22 protein-coding genes and 3 tRNA genes are annotated in these 24,951 nt (G+C 43.0%); 22 read left to right on the forward strand and 3 right to left on the reverse strand.

Going from position 1 to position 24,951, the window contains the following annotated elements; translation table 11 throughout:
• Positions 1-13 precede the first annotated feature (13 nt).
• From tilS to IEU81_RS08665, 12 genes are all read left to right on the forward strand, one after another.
• Complete coding sequence (tilS, locus tag IEU81_RS08610) at positions 14-1,270, forward strand: tRNA lysidine(34) synthetase TilS (RefSeq protein WP_092598091.1); 1,257 nt, start codon at positions 14-16, stop codon at positions 1,268-1,270.
• A complete protein-coding gene (hpt, locus tag IEU81_RS08615; RefSeq protein ID WP_245203008.1) occupies positions 1,254-1,796 on the forward strand; it encodes a hypoxanthine phosphoribosyltransferase in 543 nt (180 codons plus the stop codon). The genes tilS and hpt overlap by 17 nt, the downstream gene beginning before the upstream one ends.
• 72 nt (positions 1,797-1,868) lie before the next feature.
• The gene (ftsH, locus tag IEU81_RS08620) at positions 1,869-3,947 is read left to right on the forward strand and encodes an ATP-dependent zinc metalloprotease FtsH (RefSeq protein ID WP_092598088.1); all 2,079 of its coding nucleotides are present in this window, start codon (positions 1,869-1,871) and stop codon (positions 3,945-3,947) included.
• Between the two features lie 137 nt (positions 3,948-4,084).
• Positions 4,085-4,957, forward strand: coding sequence for an Hsp33 family molecular chaperone HslO (gene hslO, locus IEU81_RS08625; protein ID WP_092598085.1), 873 nt, complete (start codon positions 4,085-4,087; stop codon positions 4,955-4,957).
• A 70-nt stretch (positions 4,958-5,027) separates the two neighbouring features.
• On the forward strand, positions 5,028-5,963 hold the full coding sequence (gene cysK / locus IEU81_RS08630) for a cysteine synthase A (protein WP_092598082.1): 936 nt from the start codon (positions 5,028-5,030) through the stop codon (positions 5,961-5,963).
• Between the two features lie 143 nt (positions 5,964-6,106).
• Positions 6,107-6,904: a dihydropteroate synthase gene (folP, locus tag IEU81_RS08635; protein WP_092598079.1), complete on the forward strand. Its 798-nt coding sequence runs from the start codon at positions 6,107-6,109 to the stop codon at positions 6,902-6,904.
• Positions 6,897-7,271, forward strand: coding sequence for a dihydroneopterin aldolase (gene folB / locus IEU81_RS08640; RefSeq protein WP_092598076.1), 375 nt, complete (start codon positions 6,897-6,899; stop codon positions 7,269-7,271). The genes folP and folB overlap by 8 nt, the downstream gene beginning before the upstream one ends.
• Positions 7,262-7,738, forward strand: coding sequence for a 2-amino-4-hydroxy-6-hydroxymethyldihydropteridine diphosphokinase (gene folK, locus IEU81_RS08645; protein ID WP_092598073.1), 477 nt, complete (start codon positions 7,262-7,264; stop codon positions 7,736-7,738). Before folB ends, folK begins: the two co-directional genes overlap by 10 nt.
• 47 nt (positions 7,739-7,785) lie before the next feature.
• Complete coding sequence (gene lysS, locus IEU81_RS08650; protein ID WP_186089320.1) at positions 7,786-9,273, forward strand: lysine--tRNA ligase; 1,488 nt, start codon at positions 7,786-7,788, stop codon at positions 9,271-9,273.
• A gap of 122 nt (positions 9,274-9,395) precedes the next feature.
• Positions 9,396-9,471 (forward strand) — tRNA-Val (locus tag IEU81_RS08655).
• 20 nt (positions 9,472-9,491) lie between these two features.
• Positions 9,492-9,566 (forward strand) — tRNA-Gly (locus IEU81_RS08660).
• 21 nt (positions 9,567-9,587) lie between these two features.
• Positions 9,588-9,661: transfer RNA gene (locus tag IEU81_RS08665), tRNA-Ile, on the forward strand.
• Between the two features lie 98 nt (positions 9,662-9,759).
• Here IEU81_RS08665 and IEU81_RS08670 read toward each other — a convergent pair.
• Entirely contained in the window at positions 9,760-11,082 is a 1,323-nt protein-coding gene (locus tag IEU81_RS08670; protein ID WP_186089318.1) for a MurT ligase domain-containing protein, read from the reverse strand.
• 123 nt (positions 11,083-11,205) lie between these two features.
• Here IEU81_RS08670 and IEU81_RS08675 point away from each other — a divergent pair, with 123 nt between their 5' ends.
• On the forward strand, positions 11,206-12,015 hold the full coding sequence (locus IEU81_RS08675) for a ZIP family metal transporter (RefSeq protein ID WP_092598064.1): 810 nt from the start codon (positions 11,206-11,208) through the stop codon (positions 12,013-12,015).
• 48 nt (positions 12,016-12,063) lie between these two features.
• Here IEU81_RS08675 and IEU81_RS08680 read toward each other — a convergent pair whose 3' ends face one another.
• A complete protein-coding gene (locus IEU81_RS08680) occupies positions 12,064-13,275 on the reverse strand; it encodes a NupC/NupG family nucleoside CNT transporter (protein WP_092598061.1) in 1,212 nt (403 codons plus the stop codon).
• A gap of 218 nt (positions 13,276-13,493) precedes the next feature.
• Between IEU81_RS08680 and IEU81_RS08685 the strand changes: the two genes are divergently transcribed.
• Genes IEU81_RS08685 through IEU81_RS08700 form a run of 4 tightly spaced genes read left to right on the forward strand, consistent with a single transcriptional unit; the run spans position 13,494 to position 17,931 of the window.
• The gene (locus tag IEU81_RS08685; RefSeq protein WP_092598058.1) at positions 13,494-13,961 is read left to right on the forward strand and encodes a CtsR family transcriptional regulator; all 468 of its coding nucleotides are present in this window, start codon (positions 13,494-13,496) and stop codon (positions 13,959-13,961) included.
• Positions 13,962-13,965: 4 nt separating this feature from the next.
• Entirely contained in the window at positions 13,966-14,478 is a 513-nt protein-coding gene (locus IEU81_RS08690; protein ID WP_186089316.1) for a UvrB/UvrC motif-containing protein, read from the forward strand.
• On the forward strand, positions 14,471-15,484 hold the full coding sequence (locus IEU81_RS08695; protein ID WP_092598052.1) for a protein arginine kinase: 1,014 nt from the start codon (positions 14,471-14,473) through the stop codon (positions 15,482-15,484). Before IEU81_RS08690 ends, IEU81_RS08695 begins: the two co-directional genes overlap by 8 nt.
• Positions 15,485-15,486: 2 nt before the next feature.
• Positions 15,487-17,931: an ATP-dependent Clp protease ATP-binding subunit gene (locus IEU81_RS08700; RefSeq protein ID WP_092598049.1), complete on the forward strand. Its 2,445-nt coding sequence runs from the start codon at positions 15,487-15,489 to the stop codon at positions 17,929-17,931.
• A gap of 49 nt (positions 17,932-17,980) precedes the next feature.
• Here IEU81_RS08700 and IEU81_RS08705 read toward each other — a convergent pair whose 3' ends face one another.
• A complete protein-coding gene (locus tag IEU81_RS08705) occupies positions 17,981-19,459 on the reverse strand; it encodes an anthranilate synthase component I family protein (RefSeq protein WP_186089314.1) in 1,479 nt (492 codons plus the stop codon).
• A 212-nt stretch (positions 19,460-19,671) separates the two neighbouring features.
• Here IEU81_RS08705 and radA point away from each other — a divergent pair, with 212 nt between their 5' ends.
• From radA to gltX, 5 genes are read left to right on the forward strand one after another with little or no spacing between them, the layout of a single operon-like run.
• Positions 19,672-21,051 (forward strand): DNA repair protein RadA, encoded by a 1,380-nt coding sequence (gene radA / locus IEU81_RS08710; RefSeq protein ID WP_186089312.1) that lies wholly within the window; start codon positions 19,672-19,674, stop codon positions 21,049-21,051.
• A 15-nt stretch (positions 21,052-21,066) separates the two neighbouring features.
• Positions 21,067-22,119, forward strand: a complete 1,053-nt coding sequence (locus tag IEU81_RS08715; RefSeq protein WP_092598040.1) for a PIN/TRAM domain-containing protein — start codon at positions 21,067-21,069, stop codon at positions 22,117-22,119.
• Positions 22,116-22,787, forward strand: coding sequence for a 2-C-methyl-D-erythritol 4-phosphate cytidylyltransferase (ispD, locus tag IEU81_RS08720; protein ID WP_092598037.1), 672 nt, complete (start codon positions 22,116-22,118; stop codon positions 22,785-22,787). The genes IEU81_RS08715 and ispD overlap by 4 nt, the downstream gene beginning before the upstream one ends.
• A gap of 7 nt (positions 22,788-22,794) precedes the next feature.
• Entirely contained in the window at positions 22,795-23,277 is a 483-nt protein-coding gene (ispF, locus tag IEU81_RS08725) for a 2-C-methyl-D-erythritol 2,4-cyclodiphosphate synthase (protein WP_092598034.1), read from the forward strand.
• Complete coding sequence (gene gltX / locus IEU81_RS08730) at positions 23,274-24,728, forward strand: glutamate--tRNA ligase (RefSeq protein ID WP_143016423.1); 1,455 nt, start codon at positions 23,274-23,276, stop codon at positions 24,726-24,728. Before ispF ends, gltX begins: the two co-directional genes overlap by 4 nt.
• The last annotated feature ends 223 nt before the right edge of the window (positions 24,729-24,951 follow it).

Consider the following 24,951-nt stretch of genomic DNA (forward strand, 5'->3'; position numbering starts at 1 on the left):
GGAGCAGTGAAAGATGGCATTTAGAATCGAAACTGTGTGGACAGAAGACGACGATATCGCACTCGCCCTGTCGGGCGGCATAGACTCGATGGTACTCTATCACCTCCTGACGAATGAATATAAACATACATATAAGAGTCTAACCGTGCTGCATGTGAATCATAATGTCAGATCAGCATCACAAGATGAAGCGGCTTATATCGAGAAGATGACTGAAAAAGACGGCGTCCGCTGTGAAACTGCAGTGCTTAACTTTTCGACAGGATTCTCTCAGGAAAAAGGGAGAGTCAAACGCTACGAATTTTTTGAACAAGTGCTTAAGCAGCTCGGCATCTCTTATCTTTTAATGGGCCATCATGCAGATGATCAGCATGAAACGGTCTTGCAGCAGCTTTTAACCGGGCGTCATCTGTACGGTAATTTAGGTATTCCTGAAATGAATGACAGAGGTGCATATACAATTGTCCGTCCTTTGTCACATGTTACGAAAGAAATGATCCAGATATATTCTAATCAGCATCAGGTCGTCTATTTTGAAGACGCGAGCAATGCCGGAGATGATTACACGAGAAATTATGTGAGGCACCATGTCATACCGCCGGTAAAAGAAGCGCCTGAACTCGATGTCAGCCAGCTGGAAAAGGTCCGGCAGGATATCAATGAGCTGAGTGATTTTGCTTATGCTTATGCAGAAAAATTCACCGGCAGCTATGAGAGAGAATTATCCCGCAAAGATTACCAGACACACAGTCCGGTGATCAGACGGTATATTCTGTCGGCCTTTTTGAAGCAGAGTGATATCCATCTTGGCCGCAGAGGTCTGGAAGCACTCGATTCCCTTCTGCTCAGTAAGACGTCTCAGGGAGTATATCGGACAAGAGATGCAGTTATTCATGTCGAATACGATAGAATCTACATAGGCAAGCAGCAGGAAGAAACAGTGCAGCAGTACTTATCTATTGAGGATAACGGAGAGTTTATTTATAATGACTATCATGTGACTGTACAGCTTCCGTCATCTGAATTGCCGCTGACTCTGAGGCAAAAAGCAGACGGCGACAAGGTGTCTTTGAAAAACACTGGCACTAAAAAAGTCAGCCGGCTGTTTATCGATAAAAAAATACCGGCCGCTGAACGGCAAAAAATGCCGGTTGCAGTAAATTCACACGGTATTATTATTGCAGTTGGGACGATTTATAATATAATTGAACCATCTGAAAACAGATTATTAAAGATTACGAAGGAGTTTAATGATGACAATTCAAAATGACATAAGCGAAATTGTATTATCAGTGGAAGATATAGAGGCGATTAACACACGTCTTGGCGAGCGCATTACAGCAGATTATGAAGGCAAGACACCGGTACTTGTCGGTTTGTTAAAAGGTTCTATTATGTTCATGGCAGATCTAATCAAACATATCGATACGCACATGGAAATTGATTTCATGGATGTATCCAGCTATGTAGGTACAAAATCAACAGGGGAAGTTAAAATCCTGAAAGATTTATCTACATCAGTAGAAGGCAGACATATACTTATCGTCGAAGATATCGTAGAAACAGGGACGACTCTGAACTCGATTATCGAATTTTTAACTTACCGCAAAGCAGCATCGATTGAAATTGTGACTCTGCTTGACAAGCCGGTACCGGACAGAAAATTAAATGTCGATGTAAAATATATCGGCACGAAAATTCCTGATGGCTTTGTTGTCGGTTACGGTCTCGATTTTGATCAGCAATACCGCAACCTGCCGTATATTGGACTCTTAAAACCTGAATTTTACAGTTAAATCATATGATTGGAAGTTAAAGACTATTTTTGTTACTATTTTTGGTAATGCATTAGAAATGGAGGATTACGGATGCCGAAAAATACTGGCCGTAACATATTACTTATCGCCATTCTAACAGTTGTTATGTTTGGTATTTTCCAACGCTTTAATGGCACGGGCGGAACAGAAGAAGAACTGCAGTACAATGAGTTCTTAAATGCGCTTGAAGCCGGAGAAGTTGCTGAATTAACGATTCAGCCGGAAAACAATGTTTATTTAATCACAGGTCGCTTAGCTGACCAGGAAGAACAGGAGTCATTTACTTCTGTCGTTCCATATAATAGCGTGGATGATTTAGATCAAATAACAGACACTGCCCGCAATCAGGAGGGCATGTCGTTAACAGTCGCACCTGAAGAAGAACCGAGCCCATGGACGAGTATGCTCGTTACTTTCATTCCATTACTGTTAATTTTCTTCCTGTTTATCTTCCTCATGAGCCGTGCACAAGGCGGCGGTGGCGGCGGTAAAATGATGAACTTCGGCAAGAGTAAAGCGAAGCTTCATGAAAAAGACAAGTCAAATGTTAAATTTGATGATGTTGCCGGTGCCGATGAAGAAAAAGCAGAACTTGTAGAAGTCGTCGACTTCTTAAAAGACCCGAGACGATTTGACAGAATTGGTGCCCGCATTCCTAAAGGGGTGCTGTTAGTCGGACCTCCAGGTACAGGTAAAACATTAATCGCACGTGCTGTAGCAGGTGAGGCCGGAGTGCCTTTCTTCTCCATCAGTGGTTCTGACTTCGTCGAAATGTTCGTCGGTGTCGGTGCATCACGTGTACGTGACTTATTTGAAAATGCGAAGAAAAATGCACCATGTATCATTTTCATCGATGAAATTGATGCTGTAGGACGTCAGCGTGGTGCTGGTGTCGGCGGCGGTCACGATGAGCGCGAACAGACATTAAACCAGCTGCTCGTTGAGATGGATGGTTTCGCAGAAAACGAAGGTGTCATTATGATTGCAGCGACTAACCGTCCTGACATTCTTGACCCTGCCCTGCTTCGTCCAGGACGTTTTGACAGACAGATTCAAGTTGGCCGTCCAGATGTTACAGGACGTGAAGCGGTACTTAAAGTACACGCAAGAAACAAACCTTTAGATGATACGGTTGACCTTGCAGCAATTGCACAGCGTACACCGGGCTTCTCGGGTGCTGATCTTGAGAATCTCTTAAACGAAGCAGCACTGGTTGCTGCCCGTTCAGGCAAGAAAAAAATCGATATGCGCGATGTTGACGAAGCGTCAGACCGCGTAATCGCAGGACCGGCTAAGAAGAGCCGCGTCATGAGTAAAAAAGAACGTAATATCGTTGCTTATCATGAAGCTGGACATACGATTATCGGTATGGTGCTTGATGATGCGGAAACAGTACACAAAGTCACTATCGTTCCGCGCGGCCAGGCAGGCGGTTATGCAGTAATGCTTCCTAAAGAAGACCGTTACTTCATGACGAAACCTGAGCTGGAAGATAAAATTGTTGGACTCCTTGGCGGACGTGTATCTGAAGAAATTACTTTTGGAGAAGCTTCCACAGGTGCATCCAATGACTTCCAGAGAACGACTGGAATCGCACGCAGCATGGTAACTGAATACGGTATGAGTGACAGACTCGGTCCAATTCAGTTCGGTGAATCAAATGGTCAGGTATTCCTAGGTAAAGAGATGTCAAATGATGCTAACTACTCAGACAGCATTGCTTACGAGATTGACCAGGAAATGCAGAATATTGTTAAGACACAATACGAGCGCTGCCGTCAGATTCTTACTGATCACCAGGAACAGCTGAATTTAATCGCAGAAACACTTCTTGAAATTGAAACGCTCGACAGAGAACAGATCGAAGGACTGTTCTATCACGGTAAATTACCAGAAAGAAATTTCGATAATGAACCAGATGAAAAGAATGAGGTTTCACAAGATGACGATTCAGTCGGTGCATCTTATGAAGAAGTTAAAGAGAAGATGGAAAGCGATGATACTGTCGACTCAAACGATACTCAGGAAGAACCTGAAGAACGCCCGGACATGGTTGAACCGCCAAAACCGGACGGCAACACTGAAGATAACCCTTCAGCAGATAGAAAAAATGATGACTTGAACAGATAAAATGAGCTGCCTCCGGGCAGCTTTTTTTATGGTGAGGCATTGAAATTGACTATCTTTGACGTTTAATTTATTATGCATGATAGTGCAGTTAGTTTATTATATAAAATGAAGAGAATTTCCATTTGGAGGAATACAAGATGAGTGATTATTTAGTGAGAGGTCTCGGCCTCAATGATGAAGTTCGTATATTTGCTGTTGATACGACAGATACTATAAATGAAGCAGTGCGCCGTCACGGTGCATATCCTACAGCGGCTGCAGCACTTGGCCGTTCAATGTCTGCAGGCGTGATTATGGGCGCTATGCTTAAAGGCGAAGACAAAGCGACAATCACAATAGAGGGCGGCGGGCCGATCGGTGCAATCGTTGTTGACAGCGATGCACATGGTCATGTCAGAGGTTATCTCGGCAATCCCCAGGTACACTTCGATTTAAACGAGCAAGGTAAACTGGATGTGAGACGTGCCGTGGGTACTGAAGGTTACCTCCGTGTCGCAAAAGATATCGGTTTAAAAGATAACTTTGTCGGTTCTGTAGAACTGGTATCCGGAGAGCTTGGAGAAGACTTCTCATATTATTTCTATGCGAGTGAGCAGGTGCCTTCTATCGTAGCACTTGGGGTACTGGTTAATCCTGATAATACAGTTCAGGCAGCAGGCGGCTATGTTATTCAAGTTCTGCCGTCAGCAAGCGAGGAAACAATCGACTGGCTGAATGAACGTGCAAAAACAATGACACCTGTATCTAAACTTCTTGCAAAAGGCTTAACACCTGAAGAGGTAATCGATGAATCAATCGGTAAAGAAAATTGGAGACAGCTTGATAATATGCCTGTAAGCTTTGAGTGTAACTGTTCTAAAGAACGTTTTATTAATGCAATCAGTGCACTTGATCCAAAAGATATTATGACGATGATTAAAGAAGACGGCGGAGCTGAAGCGGACTGTCATTTCTGCCGCAACAAAGAATGGATTACGAAAGAAGAGCTGCAGGAACTGATTACACACTAATTATTTGAATAAATAGGAAATAAGTGCTATATTATTCATAGTTAATAACTAGGAATAGGAGTGTTTAATTGTGAGCAACGTATTCAACAACATTTCAGAAGCAATCGGCAACACACCATTAGTAAAATTAAACCAGTTAACGGATGAAAACAGTGCGAATGTCTATGTAAAATTAGAGTTTATGAACCCCGGGAGCTCGGTCAAAGACCGTATCGCTCTGGCGATGATTGAAGCTGCAGAAGAAGCTGGAGACCTTAAAGCAGGTACGACAATTGTAGAACCGACCAGCGGTAATACAGGTATCGGCCTGGCAATGGTCGCAGCATCTAAAGGTTATAAAGCTGTACTGGTTATGCCGGATACAATGAGTAAGGAACGCCGTAATCTGCTGCGCGCATACGGTGCAGAATTAGTCCTGACACCTGGTGCAGATGGTATGAAAGGTGCAATTAAAAAAGCAACAGAATTAGCTGAAAAAGATAACTTCTTCATGCCTCAGCAGTTTGAAAATCCGGCAAATCCGGAAATTCATGCTAAAACTACAGGTAAGGAACTGGTAGAGCAAGCCAATGCTTCAGGATTTGAAATCGATGCATTTATTTCAGGTATTGGTACCGGCGGAACAATCAGCGGTGCCGGCAAAGTGTTAAAAGAGAATTTTGATAATGTTAAAGTTGTTGCGGTTGAACCGACTGATTCAGCTGTCTTAAGCGGTAAAGAACCTGGACCGCATAAAATTCAAGGAATCGGTGCAGGGTTTATTCCTAAAACGTTAAACACTGATATCTACGACGAGATCATTACGATTGAAAATGAAGAATCAATGAATACTGCAAGAGAACTTGCAAAACAAGAAGGTATTCTCGGCGGTATTTCTTCAGGTGCAGCGGTGAAAGCCGGCATCCAGGTCGCTAAAGAACTCGGCAAAGGAAAAAATGTCGTTGTTATTCTGCCTTCAAATGGGGAAAGATATTTATCAACACCATTATTTAACTTTGAAGACTAAAAGTATATTGAAAGTTCCGTCTGCACAGCAGGCGGAACTTTTTTGTGTTCTAAAGAAGAGTACAATTTTTTAAGGGCAGTAAAGCGGAACAAACATGTTATAATATGACTATTCAATTTATGTAAAAGCAGAGGTAGATTTTAATGGAGAGACTGAAAGTAATGGGTATTTTAAACACGACACCGGATTCATTCAGCGACGGAGGCAAATACAACTCGGTTGATAATGCGGTACAGCGCGCTTTGGAAATGGTTGAAGAAGGTGTAGACATTATTGATGTTGGCGGTTACTCAACACGCCCCGGCGGTTACACTGAAATTACTGCTGACACTGAAATCGAACGGACAGTGCCCGTTATTAAAGCAATCAGAGCAGCAGGTGTCACTGTGGACATATCAGTGGATACTTTCAGGAGCGAAGTGGCGCGAGCAGTATTAGAAGCTGGTGCAACGATGATTAATGACCAGTGGCGCGGTATCTATGATGAAAAAATACTGGATATTGCAGCAGAATATGATGCGCCAATATTTTTAATGCATAATAACGATCACAGCACGTATCAGGATGTTGTAAAAGATATGATTGCCGAATTGAAAGCATCGGCAGATCTGGCATTAAAACACGGTGTAAAAAAAGAAAATATATGGCTCGATCCGGGTATCGGTTTTGTTAAATCCCGAGACGAAGACATAGAAGTGATGCGGCATCTTGACCAGCTCGTTAAAGAGGGCTATCCTGTGCTTTTAGCAACGAGCAGAAAACGTATGGTCAAAAAATTGATCGGCGGGACAACAGATGCAGATGAGCGCGATGCCGGCACACTGGCGACTACGATTATCGGCATCGATGCCGGTGTTAAAGCAGTCAGAGTTCACAACGTAAAAATGAACCGTCAGGCGGCAGATGTCTATATGAAATTAAAAGGTGATTACAGTGGATAAAATTTATATCAATGGAATAAAGACATATGGCTATCATGGAGCAATTCAGGAAGAACGGGTGCTCGGCCAGTATTTTATTACTGATATTGTACTGTACATTGATTTAACAGCCGCATCAGAAACGGATGATCTGAATGAAACGGTCCATTATGGCGAAGTCTATAATCTTGCAGAAGAAATTATAAAAGGGGAGCCGGTCAGTTTAATCGAACGTCTGGCAGGGAAAATCAATGCTGAATTATTTGACCGGTATGATAAAATAGTAGAGATAGAGACAACAATTACTAAGCCAAATCCACCAATAGATGGAAATTATGAAAGCGTGGCAATAACGCTGCACGGAAAGCGGGAAACATCATGGCAATAGCTTATCTTGGACTCGGGAGCAATATCGGTGACAGAGTGGAAAACTTAAACAGTGCAATCACAAAACTTTCTGAAGTTCCGGGCATCCAGGTGACGAAAATTTCATCGCGTTATGAAACAAAACCTTACGGTAAAACAGATCAGCCTGATTTTATGAACATGGCAATCGAGGTGGATACAAACTTAACGCCGCTGGACTTGCTGGAAACTGTGCTGGGCGTCGAACATGAACTCGGCCGTGTCAGAACAGAAGTATGGGGACCGCGCAACATCGATATCGATGTGCTGTTGTATGAAGAACTGGAACTGCAGCTTTCCGATTTGAAAGTGCCGCATCCAGAAATGCACCTGCGTTCGTTCGTTATTGATCCGCTGAATGAAATTGCACCGAAAAAAGAACATCCAACCTTGAAAATGACGGTTGAAAAAATTAAAGAGCAATTAGATAAAAATCAGTCTGACAACTGAATTTAAAATAAAGATTATTATGAAAACATATATAGGAGTGGAATAGATTGAGTGAAGAATTAAATGACCAACTAGCAGTCCGCCGGGAAAAAATGCAGCAATTAAGAGATCAGGGCATGGACCCGTTTGGTAAACGTTTTGACCGTTTAGCATACACTGAAGAGCTGCTGGAGCGCTGGGACCAATTTTCAAAAGAAGAATTAGCTGATAAAGAAGATGAATCAGTGACAGCAATTGCCGGCCGTATTATGACTAAACGCGGTAAAGGTAAAGCCGGTTTTGCGCATATTCAGGATATTACTGGCCAGATTCAAATCTATGTCCGTAAAGACCAAATTGGCGATGAAGCATTTGAAGTGTGGAACCAGGCAGATCTTGGGGATTTTGTCGGTGTTAAAGGCCCGATGTTCAAAACAAATACAGGTGAATTATCTGTTAAACCTAAAGAATTCACGCTGCTGACTAAAGCGCTCCGTCCGCTGCCGGATAAATATCACGGCTTAAAAGACGTTGAAGAGCGTTACCGTAAACGTTATCTCGATTTGATTACCAGCCAGGAATCTAGAGAAACGTTTATAAACCGCAGTAAAATTATTAAAGAGATGCGCAACTATCTGGATGGTGTCGGTTTCCTCGAAGTAGAAACACCGATGATGCATTCAATTGCAGGCGGTGCGCAAGCCCGTCCGTTTATTACGCATCATAACGCGCTCGACAGAGATTTGTATATGCGTATTGCCCTTGAATTGCACTTAAAACGTCTCGTTATCGGCGGTATTGAAAAAGTGTACGAAATCGGACGTGTGTTCAGAAATGAAGGTGTCTCAACACGTCATAACCCTGAATTTACGATGATGGAATTATACGAAGCATATGCTGACTATAAAGATATTATGACGCTGACTGAAGAAATGATTGCTTTCATTGCCGAAAAAGTTAACGGTACGATGAAAGTAACATACGACGGTGAGGAAATCGATCTGACACCGAAATGGAAACGCGTGCATATGGTAGATATTGTAAATGAATATACAGGTGTTAATTTCTACGATATTGAAACTGTGGAAGAGGCGAGAGCAGCCGCGAAAGAACATAACGTAGAAATTGGTGACAACATGCTTTACGGTCACATTCTTAATGAATTCTTCGAGCAGAAAGTAGAAGAAGAGCTGGTTCAGCCGACCTTTGTTTACGGCCATCCGGTTGAAATTTCTCCGCTCGCTAAGAAAAATGATGAAGATCCGCGTTTTACAGATCGTTTTGAGCTGTTTATCGTGCGCCGTGAGCATGCGAATGCATTTACAGAGCTGAACGATCCAATCGATCAGAGAGAGCGTTTTGAAGCACAGGTTGCCGAACGTGATGCTGGTAATGATGAAGCACATGAAATGGATGAAGATTATTTAGAAGCGATGGAATACGGATTGCCGCCGACAGGCGGACTGGGTATCGGTATCGACCGTCTGGTCATGCTGCTGACAGATTCTGCATCGATCAGAGATGTCTTATTATTCCCGTCTATGCGCGATAGATAATAAAAATATTTTTAAACCGTGTGTCATTTTTTGACACGCGGTTTATTTATTAAGATTATGTAAAAACTATTGACGGAATTAATAAAAATCCTTATAATATATATTAGTTTGATTTTGCTCCTGGAGAATTAGCTCAGCTGGGAGAGCATCTGCCTTACAAGCAGAGGGTCGGCGGTTCGAGCCCGTCATTCTCCACCATTAAATAAATAGTAATATTTGCGGAAGTAGTTCAGTGATAGAACATCACCTTGCCAAGGTGGGGGTCGCGGGTTTGAATCCCGTCTTCCGCTCCATTTTTTTTGAATACATATTCAGGGCCTATAGCTCAGTTGGTTAGAGCGCACGCCTGATAAGCGTGAGGTCGGTGGTTCGAGTCCACCTAGGCCCACTCAAAATAGATCATCACTTTCAATTAAATATCGAAAGTGATTTTTTGTTTATATAAAAAGGTCTGGTGCGACTCGGCACCAGACCTTTTTCTGTATATTATTTTATATGTCCTTTTTCTATAAACGCCTTACGGATTTCAAGCATAGCTGTATATGTTGCAAGCATGTGGATTTGTGTTGTCGGTGCATGTTCGATAGCTTCAATCACACTTGCCAGGTCACCGGCTGTATCTATGTCATCCGGATTGAATCCGGCCGTGATTAGTCTTTCAGTCATTGTATCTGCAGCAATACCGCCGGTCACTGATTTTTTAATATCGAGATCGGTCAGTGATTCGAAGTGGGTATCTTCCAGCCATTTTAAGTCGACGCCGTCAGCGGGACGGTTATTTAAGAGTGCGACTAAAGTAAATGGGTTTTTCTCAAGTTTAACGAGATTTAATACCTGGTTAAGACCTACCGGGTTCTTAACGACATTCAGAATGATTTTTTTATCGTATGCAATAATAACTTCCTGACGGCCGAACACACGCTCATTGTTTAAGAAGGCGTCTTTAATCTGAGCGGGCTCAACATCGAAAAATCTGCCGGCACTGTATGCGGCGAGTGCATTATAGATATTATAGATCCCAGCATTGTGGAGGGTATATGTATCGCCGTCCAGTTTAAATGTTGAGTGCGTCACATCGAGTTCGGATACATCTGTGACTTTATAATCGAGCTGAGGGCGTTTAAAATCGCACGATATGCAGTAATAATCGCCGAGATTAGCATAAGTATAATGGTGATATTGTAAAGAATGGCCGCATTTTGGACATTGATCTTCTTCTTTTGTCTGGTCGTTTGAGTCTATATCTGTATCAAAACCGAAAAACTTTTGTGTATTTGATACTGTGCGAGAATTGAACAGCGGGAGATCACCGTTGGCAAGAATTGTTGCATCAGGTACTTCTTGTGCTGCATCAATTAAAAGATCGTATATATTATCTACCGAGCCGTAGCGGTCGAGCTGGTCGGGGAATATGTTAGTATGAATAAACAGTTTAGGCTGCAGTTCTTTGACGACGTTTTTTAAAGATCCTTCGTCAACTTCCAGTACAGCCAGTGCATTTTTTGTAATGCGGGGTGCGTTTAAAAATGCACCGACAATGCCCTGCTTCATATTTGAGCCTGTACGGTTTGTAATAATATTATCGTATTTTTGCGAAAGGATATTGGTTGTAAGAGTAGTGGTTAAAGTTTTACCGTTCGTCCCTGTAATTACGATGACATCGTAATTTTTTGCGAGATTGGCAAGCAGATTTTTATCGATTGAAAGAGCGATCTTGCCTGGAAGGCTGCTGCCGCCATTCGTAAATTTAGTCAATAAATAACGGGTCACTTTACCTGCACTTTTAGCTATAGTGGATTTAAGTGTCATTCGTGTACGCTCCTTTTAACTTAAGACTGTTGGTTATCAATTATAACACCCAGACTTATTAGGTACTATATTTTTTTGAAAAGCGTTATAATAATTAATATTAATCATTTAAGGAGAGAAAATATGGTCGATTTCTTTATGAATTTGGAAGCATGGCAGCAGGCGCTGATTGCGACACTTTTTACATGGTGTATGACAGGCCTTGGTGCTGCAATTGTTTTCCTGACTAAAGGTGTAAGTGAAAACTTCTTAAATATAACGCTCGGCTTTGCCGGTGGAATTATGATAGCGGCAAGCTTTTGGTCTTTATTAGCTCCAGCGATTGAAGCGAGTGCGGATAACCCGGTAGGCGAGTGGTTCCCGGCACTTGTCGGTGTATTGGGCGGGGCGCTCTTTATTTATATATTCGATAAATTAATCCCCCATCGCCACCGCGGTGATATCGAGGCAGAAGGTATAGCGGTGCACAGTTCGAGACGGAGCACGCTGCTGATTACCTCACTGACACTGCACAATATTCCGGAAGGGTTGTCTATCGGTATACTCTTCGGTGCTGCAGGACTGAGCGGTGACGCTGTTATGACGCTGAGTGCAATGACACTGGCCATTGGTATCGGTCTGCAAAACATTCCGGAAGGTACAGCCGTATCAATGCCTTTAAGAGCAGACGGGGCATCGAGAACACGTGCATTCTTCTGGGGGTGGATGTCAGCCATAGTAGAACCGATGGCAGCGCTGATTGGTGTACTTTTAATCGGTTTCATGGAACCTGTACTCCCTTATGCATTAGCAGCCGGTGCAGGTGCGATGATCTTTGTCGTCGTTGAAGAAGTGATACCAAGCACACAGAAAAACGGACATTCCGACGTTGCAGTATTTGCCTTTATGATTGGATTTTCAATTATGATGGTGTTAGACGTCGCGTTAGGGTAAAAGAAAAACTCCTGAGGAGATATATCCTCAGGAGTTTTTCTGTAATTCTTAGTAGAAGAAACCGATAATAACTGAACTTAGAATAGATACGAGTGTTGCACCGTATACTAATTTAAGACCGAATTTGGCAACTTTGTCGCCGCTTTCGTTATGCAGACCTTTAACAGAACCTGCGATAATACCGATACTTCCGAAGTTAGCGAATGAAATCAGGAATACTGACAGCATTGCTTGTGTTTTTTCTGATAGTGTTTCTGCTAATGGAATGAACTCGAGAATTGCGACGAATTCGTTAGTGATGAGTTTAGTTGCCATTAATGAACCTGCAGTTTGTGCTTCATCCCAAGGAATACCCATCATGAATGCTACTGGCATGAAGATATAACCGAGAATATCCTGGAATGTCAGGCTTGAACCTGGAATCAGCAGGAACAGATCGTTTAACAGAGCGATTAAAGCGATGAAACCGATCAACATTGCACCAACGACTAAGACGATTTTACCGCCGTCGAGAATGTAATCTCCAAGCACCTGGAAGAATGATTTGCCTTTCTCAGGGTTAGTAGAGATTTCAACTTCACCATCAACCACTTCTTCTTCGTAAGGGTTGATAATATGAACGATGATATACACACCGAACAGGTTAAGTATAATTGCGATAATAACGAATTGCGGATCCAGCATTGTAAAGAATGCACCGACAATTGACAGTGAGATTGAACTCATAGCCTGCGCTGATAATGTGTACAGGCGCTGTGTTGTCATTTTAGGCAGCTGGTTTTTAAGAGATACGAATACTTCCGATTGACCAAGCATCATTGATGCAGCACCGTTGTAAGACTCGATGTAAGGCATACCTGTAATTTTCGTCAGCAGGAAACCGATACCTTTAATAATGAAAGGTAAGATTCTTGTAAACGATAAAATACCGATAATTGCTGAGATGAAGATGATCGGCACCAGTACGTTGAATAAGAATACGTCTACTGCTTCTCCTTCAGCATTACTCATTAAATCACCGAAGACGAACATTCCGCCTTCTCTGGCAAAGCCGAGCAGTTTATCGAAAGCTTCAGCGAGCCACAGAATCGCTGTTTGTCCTCCTGTTGTACTTAAGAACAGGAATGCGGCAAGCAGTTGCAGCACAAGTAAAATTAAGATGTTCTTCCAGTGTTTAAACGCAAGTTTGCGGTTGCTACTTGCAATCCAAGCAAGGAAGATGGTGAATAGTATACCCACTATTCCCATGACGATACTCATAATGAAATCCTCCAAAATTTTGATGTATGAAATTTTGCTCTATGTATATGTTTCCTTTTAATTATAAAGTAAATGATACATAAATGCGATACTGAATTATTATAATGCAAACGGTTACAAAAAGAAAGGTCAAATTTAAAAAATATAAACAAGAGATTTGCCAAACTTTCACACAGACGGTATACTTTAGTCAAAGTTGGTCAAGGAGGAGTGGTGATATGCGTAATATGTCGGATATCATTGAACAGTATTTAAAAGAAATGATTGAGCAGTCTGGCAATGAAGTCGTTGAAATTAAACGCGCGCACATCGCTGAAAAATTTGATTGTGTGCCGTCACAGCTTAATTATGTTATCAAAACCCGTTTTACAAATGAACATGGCTATGTCGTTGAAAGTAAACGCGGCGGAGGCGGCTACATAAGAATTACTAAAGTAGAGACGCATTCCGAAACCGAATACCTTGCACATCTGCAAAGCTTAATTGGAGACAGTATATCTCAATTAAATGCAGAACATTTAGTTCAGTCTATGTATGAAAATGAAGTGATTACTTACAGAGAAGCACAGATTATAGATGCGGTGATAAAAAGAGAAATTTTAGCACTTGAACTGCCGTACAGAGATGTTTTAAGAGCAAGAATACTGCGGCGTATTATTACGGCGATACTCTACGCTAAGGAGTGATGTTATGAAATGTGAAATATGCGGCGAGCGCGAAGCGACGATTCAAATTTCCAAAGGATCTGGGCTGTCTCAAAAAGAACAGTATTTGTGTGAACATTGCGCCGGTCAGACGATGGACATTAATTACAATCAGGCGGAAAACCCGTTTGATATACAGACGCTTTTACAGATGCTGGCGAACAATGCAAAAACTGAGCAGGAAACAGCAGAGGAACACGCTTGTCCCACTTGTGGATCTACGCTGCAGAGTGTCGTCCAGAACGGCTTATTCGGCTGCAGTCACTGCTATGAATATTTCGAACGTTACGTTCCCGAAATTGTGACGCGCGTGCAGTTGAATCAGCAGCGTCATATTGGGAAGATCCCTTCCCAGGCTCACGATACTTTAAAATTAAAACGGGATATTGAATCCCTTGAACGAACGCTGCAGGAAAAAGTGAAGGTACAGGCTTTCGAAGAAGCGGCAGTCGTCAGAGATCAGATTCAGGCATTGAAGGACGGTGGTGCGGATGAATAGACAAACGAGCATGTGGATTAAAAATGCTGAGAACACAGAAATAGAAATGTCGTCCAGAATACGTCTCGCCCGCAATATTAAAGGTGTACCGTTTACGCATATGCTGGAAGATGATGAAGATTTGGAAGCGCTCGGCGGACTGGTTTCAAAAATGATTCCGGACTACGATCTTGCGCTGCTGGAAAATATGACCGGCCTTGAACGGGCGCTGCTTGCTGAGAAGCATTTAATCAGTCCGAATTTCGCTAGAAACGGCACGAGAGTATTCATTAATGAAGATGAAGATATGTCGATAATGCTCGGAGAGGAAGATCATCTTCGCATCCAGGCGCTCGGGACGAATGTCAGTCTGGAGGCACTTTACGAGAAGGCAACTGCAGTAGACGATACGCTTGAACAAAAGATAGAATATGCCTTTGATGAACAATACGGCTATTTAACAGCGTGTCCGACGAACGTCGGCACAGGGATGAGAGCCTCTGTGATGCTGCATTTGCCGGCGCTGACAGCGACAAATAAAATTCAGCGTTTTCATAATAACCTGGCGCGTTTCGGTTTTACTCTGCGGGGCATATACGGTGAAGGATCCGAATCGCTTGGTTCTGTTTATCAGCTTTCTAATCAGGTGACGCTCGGCTTTGAAGAAGCAGTCATTATAAATAATTTAAGCGAATTAAAAAACCGTTTAATAGAAGAAGAGCGTCTCGCGAGACAGCACATGATGACGCTTGATACACTGGATGCAGTGAACCGTTCACTCGGTATACTGCGGCATGCCTACAAGCTGTCGCTGAAAGAAGCTGCTATGCATTTGAGTAATGTTAAACTCGGTATCGATTTATCATATATAGATTTGGATGGTTTTAATTTCCAGGAATGGTTCCAGCTGATTCAGCCGGGCTTTGTCAAAGAACGGCTGACCGAAGAAGGGAACCATGATGACACAAGAACAGCAGCCGAAAGTACAAGAGCTGCTTTAACACGTGAATTATTAGGAGGCGAATAAGGATGCTATTTGGAAAATTAACAGAGCGTGCCCAGAAAGTGCTGGCATATGCTCAGGAAGAAGCAATCACACTTAAGAACTCTAATATCGGCACGGAGCATCTGCTGCTCGGATTAGTAAAAGAACACGAAGGTATCGCAGCAAAAGTATTGGCGTCATTCAATATCGATGAAGAACGCGTCAATGAAGAAGTCCATAATTTAATCAGTATCGGCACAGAGAAAGCATCGTCGATTCACTATACGCCGCGTGCGAAAAAAGTCATCGAATTATCGATGGATGAAGCGCGTAAACTGCACCATAATTTTGTCGGCACAGAGCATTTGCTGCTCGGGCTGATTCGTGAAAGTGAAGGAGTCGCAGCACGCGTGCTGGCAAACCTCGACCTGAATATTACTAAGGCGCGTGCAGCGGTGATTAAAATGCTCGGCAATCCCGAGTCATTCCAGTCACACAGCAGTGTTCACAAAGATACGAATACACCGACACTCGACTCATTAGCTCGTGATTTAACACAAATTGCGAGAGAAGAACGACTGGACCCGGTCATCGGACGTTCCAGTGAGATTACACGTGTAATCGAAGTCTTAAGCCGCAGAACTAAAAATAACCCGGTCTTAATCGGGGAACCCGGTGTCGGTAAAACAGCGATTGCTGAAGGTCTGGCACAGGCTATTATTCACAGCGAAGTACCGGAAAACTTAAAAGATAAGCGCGTTATGTCATTGGACATGGGTACGGTTGTTGCCGGGACTAAATACCGCGGTGAATTTGAAGAACGCATGAAAAAAGTAATGGATGAAATTCATAAAGCAGGCAATGTCGTGCTGTTTATCGATGAGCTTCATACGCTGATTGGTGCCGGCGGCGCTGAAGGTGCCATCGATGCATCGAACATTTTAAAACCTGCACTCGCACGCGGAGAAATTCAGTGCATCGGTGCAACGACATTGGATGAATTCAGAAAACACATTGAAAAAGATGCAGCGCTCGAACGCCGTTTCCAGCCGGTCATGGTCGAAGAGCCGAATGCAGACGATGCGATATTAATTTTAAAAGGGCTGCGTGACAGATATGAGGCGCACCACCGCATTACGATTACCGATGAAGCGCTTGAAGCTGCGGTACGTATGAGTGATCGTTATATTCAAGACCGTTTCTTGCCGGATAAAGCAATCGACTTGATCGATGAAGCATCATCTAAAGTCAGACTCCGCAGCTATGCAGCGCCGCCTGATTTAAAAGATTTAGAAGCGGAACTTGAAACTGTGAAGAAAGAAAAAGATGCAGCAGTGCAAAGTCAGGAATTTGAAGCGGCAGCAAATTTCCGCGATCAGCAGACGAAAATCGAACGCCAGGTGAAAGAGTGTGAGGAAAACTGGAAGAAAGAGCAGGGTCAGTCTTCGCAGTCGGTGACACCATCGGATATCGAACTCGTCGTTGCTGGAATGACCGGTATTCCTTTAGCTAAAATTGCAGAAGATGAATCGGAGAGACTATTAAATCTTGAATCGATTCTGCACGAACGCGTCATCGGGCAAAATGATGCAGTCATGTCTATTTCAAAAGCAGTCAGACGCGCCCGTGCCGGACTAAAAAATCCAAAACGTCCAATCGGCAGCTTTATCTTCTTAGGGCCGACGGGTGTCGGTAAAACAGAGCTTGCAAGAGCACTGAGTGAAACGATGTTTGGTGAAGAAGATGCAATGATTCGCGTCGATATGAGTGAATATATGGAGAAACATTCCGTTTCCCGCCTTGTCGGTTCTCCTCCTGGCTATGTCGGCTATGAAGATGGTGGACAGCTGACAGAAAGAGTCAGAAGAAAACCATATTCTCTTATTTTATTCGATGAAATAGAAAAAGCGCATCCGGATGTATTTAACATGCTGCTGCAAGTGCTGGATGACGGGCGTTTAACAGATTCAAACGGCCGTACAGTCGACTTCCGCAATACTGTTATCGTTATGACATCTAACGTTGGGGCACGTGAACTTCAGGACCAGCGCTTTGTAGGGTTCGGCGGTCCTGCTGCTGAAAGCTACGAAAACGTGCGCAGTACAATGATGAAAGAACTTAAAAATACTTTCAGACCTGAATTTATAAACCGTGTGGATGATATCATTGTCTTCCACAAATTGGAGAAAGAGCACCTGAAAGAAATCGTCAGCCTGATGATCAATCAGCTGCGCGACCGTTTAACCGAACAGGATATTCACATCGAAGTGACTGACACAGCAACAGAACGTATCGCAGAAGAAGGATATGATCCGGAATACGGGGCACGTCCGCTTGCCAGAAGTATTCAAAAAAATGTTGAAGATACACTGAGTGAATCTCTCTTAGCTGGTGAAAGTTTTGAAAATAAACTCGTCACAGTGGATTATAAAGACGATGAGTTTAAAGTAGAGACGAAAGATAAAACGGCAGATACAGTAGAACAGTAGCAAGAAACCCCCAATCTTTAATTAGAGATTGGGGGTTTGCTTACATAAATTAAGAATGGAAGACTTCTTCGGCGAGATTAACTGCGTTGAACAGCGCACTCGCTTTGTTAACTGTTTCCTGATACTCGCCCTCGGGAGTAGAATCAGCGACGACGCCGGCACCTGCTTGGATACTGACGGTGCTGTCTTCTAGAATCATCGTGCGGATTGTAATGCAGGAATCCATATTGCCGTCAAAACCGCAATATAAAATGCAGCCGCCGTACAGTCCGCGGGAATCTGGCTCCAGCTCTCGCAGAATTTCCATGGCGCGGGTTTTTGGTGCACCGGTCAGCGTTCCTGCAGGAAAAGAGTTGAAGAAAGCTTCAATCGGCGTGATGTCATCTCGAAGTCTGCCTTTGACGACACTGATAATATGCATGACTTCTGAAAATTTACCGATCGTCATATAACGGCTGACGTCAACACTGCCGGGAACGGATACTTTACTGAATTCGTCCCCAGCAAGTTCGACCAGCATTTTATGTTCGGCGACTTCTTTTTTATCGCTGAGCAGTTCCACGGCAATGGCGTCGTCTTCTTGAGGTGTTGCCCCGCGGCGTCTTGTTCCGGCAATCGGATGGATTTCGAGCAATTGATCTTTAACCTGCAGCTGACGTTCCGGAGAGCTGCCAATCAGTTTTGCACCTGAAAAATTTAAATAAAACATATAAGGTGACGGATTTACGTTCCGTAAAATCCGATACAGTTCAAAACCGGAGCAGGATGTTTGTGCATCGAAACGCTGAGATAAGACAGCCTGGCGAATATCGCCGCGGCTGATATAGTCTTTAATGACGTCGACATCCCGCTTGAAATCATCTTTTTCATAGTTGCTCTTAAATGTCAGGCGCGGATTTTTAGCCTGAAGATTCTCGAGCATTAAGTCCTGTAAATTCATACTGTTATGCAGCCGCTTTTTAAGTGTGTGAATTCTCGTTTTCAAAGTATTGTATGTGTCCTTAAGACTCTCGAAACGGTTCGGGTTCTCGAATGAGACAATTGTTGTTTTTTCTTTTCGATGGTCGTAGGCAATCAAGGTCCGGGTAAAGACGAAATGATAGTTTTCGGCAGTGCTGTCTTGTCTGGGCTTAATGCCCGCAAGGTCTTGAACTGCCTCATAATTAATATAGCCGACAGCGCCGCCTTTAAATGGCAAATCGATACGATCAGTGCAGGCATCGACGAAATGATTTGCGTAACTGAGTGCTTCCTGCAAAGAATTAAAAGTATGAGCAGTGTTTGTGTCGAGCTCTGTCATCACAAATCCATCACCGGATTCGCTGATGTCGATAAAAGGATCGAGGCCGATAAATGAAAAATTCGACCATTCTGATGCAGGGTCCTGACTTTCTAATATGTAAAGCGCGTCTTCTTTCAAAGCGTTAAAAATGTGTATCGGTGTCATCACATCGGTGTAAAAACTGTCTATGAGCGGCAGAGTGGTGTATGAATTGGCGCTTAATGAAAAATCGTTAAATGACTGCATAGAATCTCCTTCTTTTTTTAAGAATATGAACACATCTTAAAGAAGCAGCGGCAGTTTTGCAACTGTACTGATAGAATAATCAGAAAATATATTGTGAACTAATGAGCAACCTTCTATAAAATCATTAATATCACAGCTTTCTCGCTTTAAATCATTTGAAATAAATAATACAATAGTGATACGTAAATATAATTGGGGGAGAGTATACACGGATGGCAAAAGCAAAAGTATCATTCGAATGCATGGCATGCGGTTATGAAACGCCGAAGTGGATGGGGAAATGCCCGAACTGCGGCGCATGGAACCAGCTCGAAGAAAAAATTGTACATAAGGAATCAGTACCAGGCAGGGGAACATTAGGGAAGACACCGGCTGATGACCGTTCCCGTGCTGCGAAACTAACGACTGTTAAGAAAAGTGAAACACCGCGTACAACAACACGATCCGGTGAATTTGACCGGGTGCTTGGCGGCGGCATTGTCAATGGCTCTCTTATTTTAATTGGAGGAGATCCCGGAATAGGAAAGTCGACAATTCTGCTGCAGACCGCCTTAATTTTAGCAGAAAATCATAACGTGCTTTACGTTTCAGGAGAGGAGTCTCTTGAACAAATTAAAATGCGTGCGGACCGGATTACAGATACACCGTCAGATTTAACTGTCTTCTGCGAAACAAACCTGCTGTATATTCATGAAGAAATTAAGCGTATCAAACCGGATTTTCTTATTATTGACTCCATCCAGACAGTATTCCACCCTGATGTTACAAGTGCACCGGGCAGCGTTGCTCAGGTCAGAGAAAGCACTCAGTCAATTATGAATATCGCCAAAGGTAATAATATCGCGACCTTTATCGTTGGACACGTTACTAAAGACGGTCAGATTGCGGGGCCGAGACTGCTTGAGCATATGGTTGATACAGTGCTGTACTTCGAAGGTGACCAGCACCATACATACCGTATACTGCGTGCTGTTAAAAACCGTTTCGGTTCAACGAATGAAATGGGCATTTTTGAAATGAAAGCTAAAGGTTTGGAAGAGGTGCTGAACCCGTCTGAAATATTTCTGGAAGAACGTTCAAAAAATGCACCGGGTTCAGCCATCGTTGCAACGATGGAAGGCACGCGCGCCATGCTTGTTGAGGTGCAGTCTCTCGTTACACCGACGCACTTTCACAACCCGAGACGCATGGCAACCGGTGTTGACACCAACCGGCTGTCCCTTTTAATGGCTGTTCTTGAAAAAAGTGAAGGGCTGCTGATGCAGCAGCACGATGCTTATATTAAAGTTGCCGGCGGAGTTAAACTCGATGAACCGGCAGTGGATTTAAGCGTGATTATCAGTATTGCTTCAAGTTTCCAAAATATCGCTGTACGCGGTGACGATTGTTTTATCGGAGAAGTCGGTTTAACCGGTGAAATTAGACGTGTGACTAAAATTGAACAGCGGCTGCAGGAAGCGGCGAAACTCGGTTTTAAGCGTGCAATTGTACCGGCTTCAAACTTAAGCGGTGTGGATGTGCCTGACGGCATTGAAGCAATCGGAGTGAAAACGCTGAAGCAGGCCATTAAACACGCACAGTATAAAAATTAAAGAAGGAGGATTTGTATGCTCAAATATTTATTGTATGTTGTGTACATACTGATAGGTATTTCTCTAGGCGTATGGCTGTTTCCGGAACTGCAGCTGATCTTGCCTTTTGAAGTCCCGATAATATTTAACAACATACTAGTCAGCGGCACGCTCGGTGTACTGTTAGTCTTTTTATTATTTGGCTGGACGCTGCCACACGCACACAGTTTTTTGAAAAAGAGTGAAGGATATCTTCTGTCCAGAAGCCTGATCGAAATTTTGTTTGCTACTTTAGGAATGATGCTGGGACTCGTAATCGCTGTCTTAATATCTCTTTTAATAAATACGCTGGACATTCCTTTAATTGGTGAACTGGTACCGATCATTTTTGCTGTCGTTCTGGGTTATTTAGGTTTTATCATCGGACTCAGGAAATTCAGCGAAGTGCTGGACTTCTTTCCGAAATCATCAGGGAAAACCAAGAGCAGCAGCAATGCCTTGACGAAATTTATCGATACGAGCGTGATTATTGACGGCCGTATTATCGATGTTGTTGAAACGGGCTTTTTAGAAGGTGAAATCATTATTCCGCAGTTTGTGCTGGATGAACTGCAGCTGATTGCTGACGCTACAGACCCAGTGAAGCGGGAAAAGGGCCAGCGCGGTCTGGATATGCTGAACCGTTTGCAGGAGAACAGTGACAATGTCAGAATTGAAGCGGTGACTTACGATAAACTAGATGTCGATCAGCAGCTGATCGATATTGCTAAAAAAGAAAACGGCGCAATTTTAACGACAGATTATAATTTAAATAAAATATGCCAGCTGCATGACATTCCTGTATTGAACGTCAATGAATTAAGCAGTGCGATTAAAACTGTTGTTGTACAGGGTGATGTGTTCGAGCTGTTTGTTTCAAAAACGGGTAAAGAAGAAAACCAGGGTGTCGGTTATCTGGAAGACGGCACAATGGTTGTCGTTGAAAATGGAGAGCATTTAATTAACCAGCTGGTGCCTGTAGTGGTTACAAGTGTGCTTCAGACTAACTCAGGCCGAATTGTCTTTGCGAAACGGGAGAAAAATAAATGAAATATACAGTAATCATTCCGGCAGCCGGTCTCGGTTCGAGAATGGGACTCGGATTTAATAAGGTCCTGCTTGAAATCGACGGTGAAGCGGTCATTAAAAGAACAGTCCGGCATTTTGAAAACGATCCTGACTGTGAAGCGATTCATTTGGCTGTCAGATCAGAAGAGATGAATGTGATCAGGGATTTTTTTAAAGATTCCAGTAAAGTTGCCGGTATTCATATTGGCGGAACAGAACGTCAGGACAGTATTTATAATGCACTGATTCATGTTAAAGATACAGAGTATGTGTTTGTACATGACGGTGCACGACCGTTTTTAACTGCGGATGTGCTGGAGCGGCTGAAAGAAAAAGTTGTCACTGCCGACGCGGTCATCTGCGGTGTAAAGACTAAAGATACACTGAAACGTGTCGTCGGAGGTAAAGTGAAAGAGACGCTGGTCAGAGATGAAATTATTTCTGTCCATACGCCTCAGGCTTTTAAACTTGATATACTGAAACAGGCATATCATCATGCTAAAGAAAATAATTTAAAAGTAACAGATGACTCGATGATGGTAGAGGCGGCAGGTAAAGAAGTCTATTTAGTCGAATCGACTTATGATAATATAAAAATAACGACAAGCGAAGATTTGCAGCTTGCACATATGATTCTTAAAGGAAAGTAGTGAGGATATGAGGATCGGTCACGGTTATGATGTGCACGCATTTGAAGCATCGCGTCCGCTGATTTTAGGCGGATTGGAAATCCCGCATGACTTCGGTTTAAAAGGGCATTCTGATGCGGATGTACTGCTGCATACGATTGCAGATGCCATACTGGGTGCACTTGCACTGGGTGATATTGGGAAATTTTTCCCGGATACAGATGATAAATTTAAGGATGCAGATTCAAGTTTGCTGCTTGCTGAAGTAGTAGAAATGATGCAGCAAAAGGGCTATGAAATCGGAAATATCGATGCAGTAGTCATTGCGGAACGTCCGAAATTAAGAGGGTATATCGATCAAATGCGCGGAAATGTTGCAGCGCTTTTGAAGACGGATATATCAAATGTTAATATTAAAGCGACAACATCTGAAAAATTAGGATTTACAGGCAGAGAAGAAGGCATCGCGAGTGAAGCGGTAGTCTTACTTAAGAAACAGGAGGCAAAATAATGAGTAAAGTAAGAGTGAGATATGCACCGAGTCCAACCGGGTTCCTGCACATAGGGAATGCAAGGGCAGCATTGTTCAATTATTTATTCGCACGTCACCACGGCGGCGATTTTATTATCCGCATCGAGGATACAGATAAAGCGAGACACGTGGATGAAGGTGAAGAATCTCAGCTGAATTACTTGAAGTGGCTTGGTATCGAGTGGGATGAAAGTGTTGACGTCGGCGGCAGCTACGGTCCTTACCGTCAGTCTGAACGCGGCGACATATACGCCCCTTATATTCAAAAGCTGCTGGATAACGATTTAGCATACCGCTGCTACATGACTTCTGAAGAATTGGAAGCGGAAAGAGAAGAACAGCTTAAAAATGGTCAGACCCCAATGTACGGCGGCAAACATGCACATTTAACTGCTGAAGAGGAAGAAGCGTTTAAAGCCGAAGGCAGAGAACCGTCAATCCGCCTCCGTGTGCCTAAAGATAAAACATACACTTTCAACGATATGGTTAAAGGTGATGTATCATTTGATTCAAATGGATTCGGCGACTGGGTTATCGTTAAGAAAGACGGCGTGCCGACATATAACTTTGCGGTAGTTATCGACGATCATGAAATGGAAATAACACATGTACTCCGCGGTGATGACCATATTTCAAACACACCGAAACAAATGATGGTTTACGAATTACTTGGTTTACCGCTGCCGGAATTCGGCCACACAGCATTAATTGTCAATGAAGAAAAGAAAAAATTATCAAAACGCGATGCATCGATTATTCAATTTATCGAGCAGTATGAAGAACTGGGTTATTTACCGGATGCCATGTTTAACTTTATCGCACTGCTTGGATGGTCTCCTGAAGGTGAAGAAGAAATCTTCACTAAGGAAGAATTAATTGCTAACTTCGATGAAAACAGACTGTCAAAAGCATCGGCATTTTTCGATAATCAGAAACTGATGTGGATTAACAACCAGTATATGAAACAGAAAAATTCTGAAGAGATTTTTGATATGGCTCTGCCATTCCTGCAGGAAGCGGGCAGAATTAGTGAGGATCCAGACCAGGAAGAACTGGACTGGGCCAGAAAACTCGTCGCACTCTACCAGCCTCAAATGAGTTATGCAGCTGAAATTACTGAGCTCTCAGAACAATTCTTTAAAGATCACGTTGAATTTGACGAAGCGGCACAGGAAGTGCTGGAGCAGGACCACATTTCAGAATTGATGACAGCACTGCATGAGCATTTTACGGCGCTGGAAGACTTTTCTCCAGAATCGATTAAAGCTGAAATTAAAGCAGTACAAAAAGCGACTGGAATTAAAGGCAAGAAATTATTTATGCCGATCCGCGTCGCAGTCACTGGTGAAACAAAAGGGCCTGAATTGCCGGATGCTATTTCATTAATCGGCAAAGATACAGCACTCGAGCGTATTAAACGATTGATTTAAGCGGAACTGTTGAATAAGGCCGCAGTCTGCCGTATGATATAGTTGTTAAAAGCTAAGTATATAATCGCTGGACACAAAGAGATTATCCGACTGCTGAAACGGATGACAAGGCGTTTTGTAGAATTGCACTTTTAATATTTAAGGAATTTTATATTTTAAAGTGATAAAGCAGAGTGGAACCGTGCGTAAGCGCCTCTGTCCGGTGACCGGGCAGAGGCGTATT

The sequence above is a fragment of the Jeotgalicoccus aerolatus genome, from assembly GCF_014635205.1.
Lineage (GTDB): Bacteria > Bacillota > Bacilli > Staphylococcales > Salinicoccaceae > Jeotgalicoccus > Jeotgalicoccus aerolatus.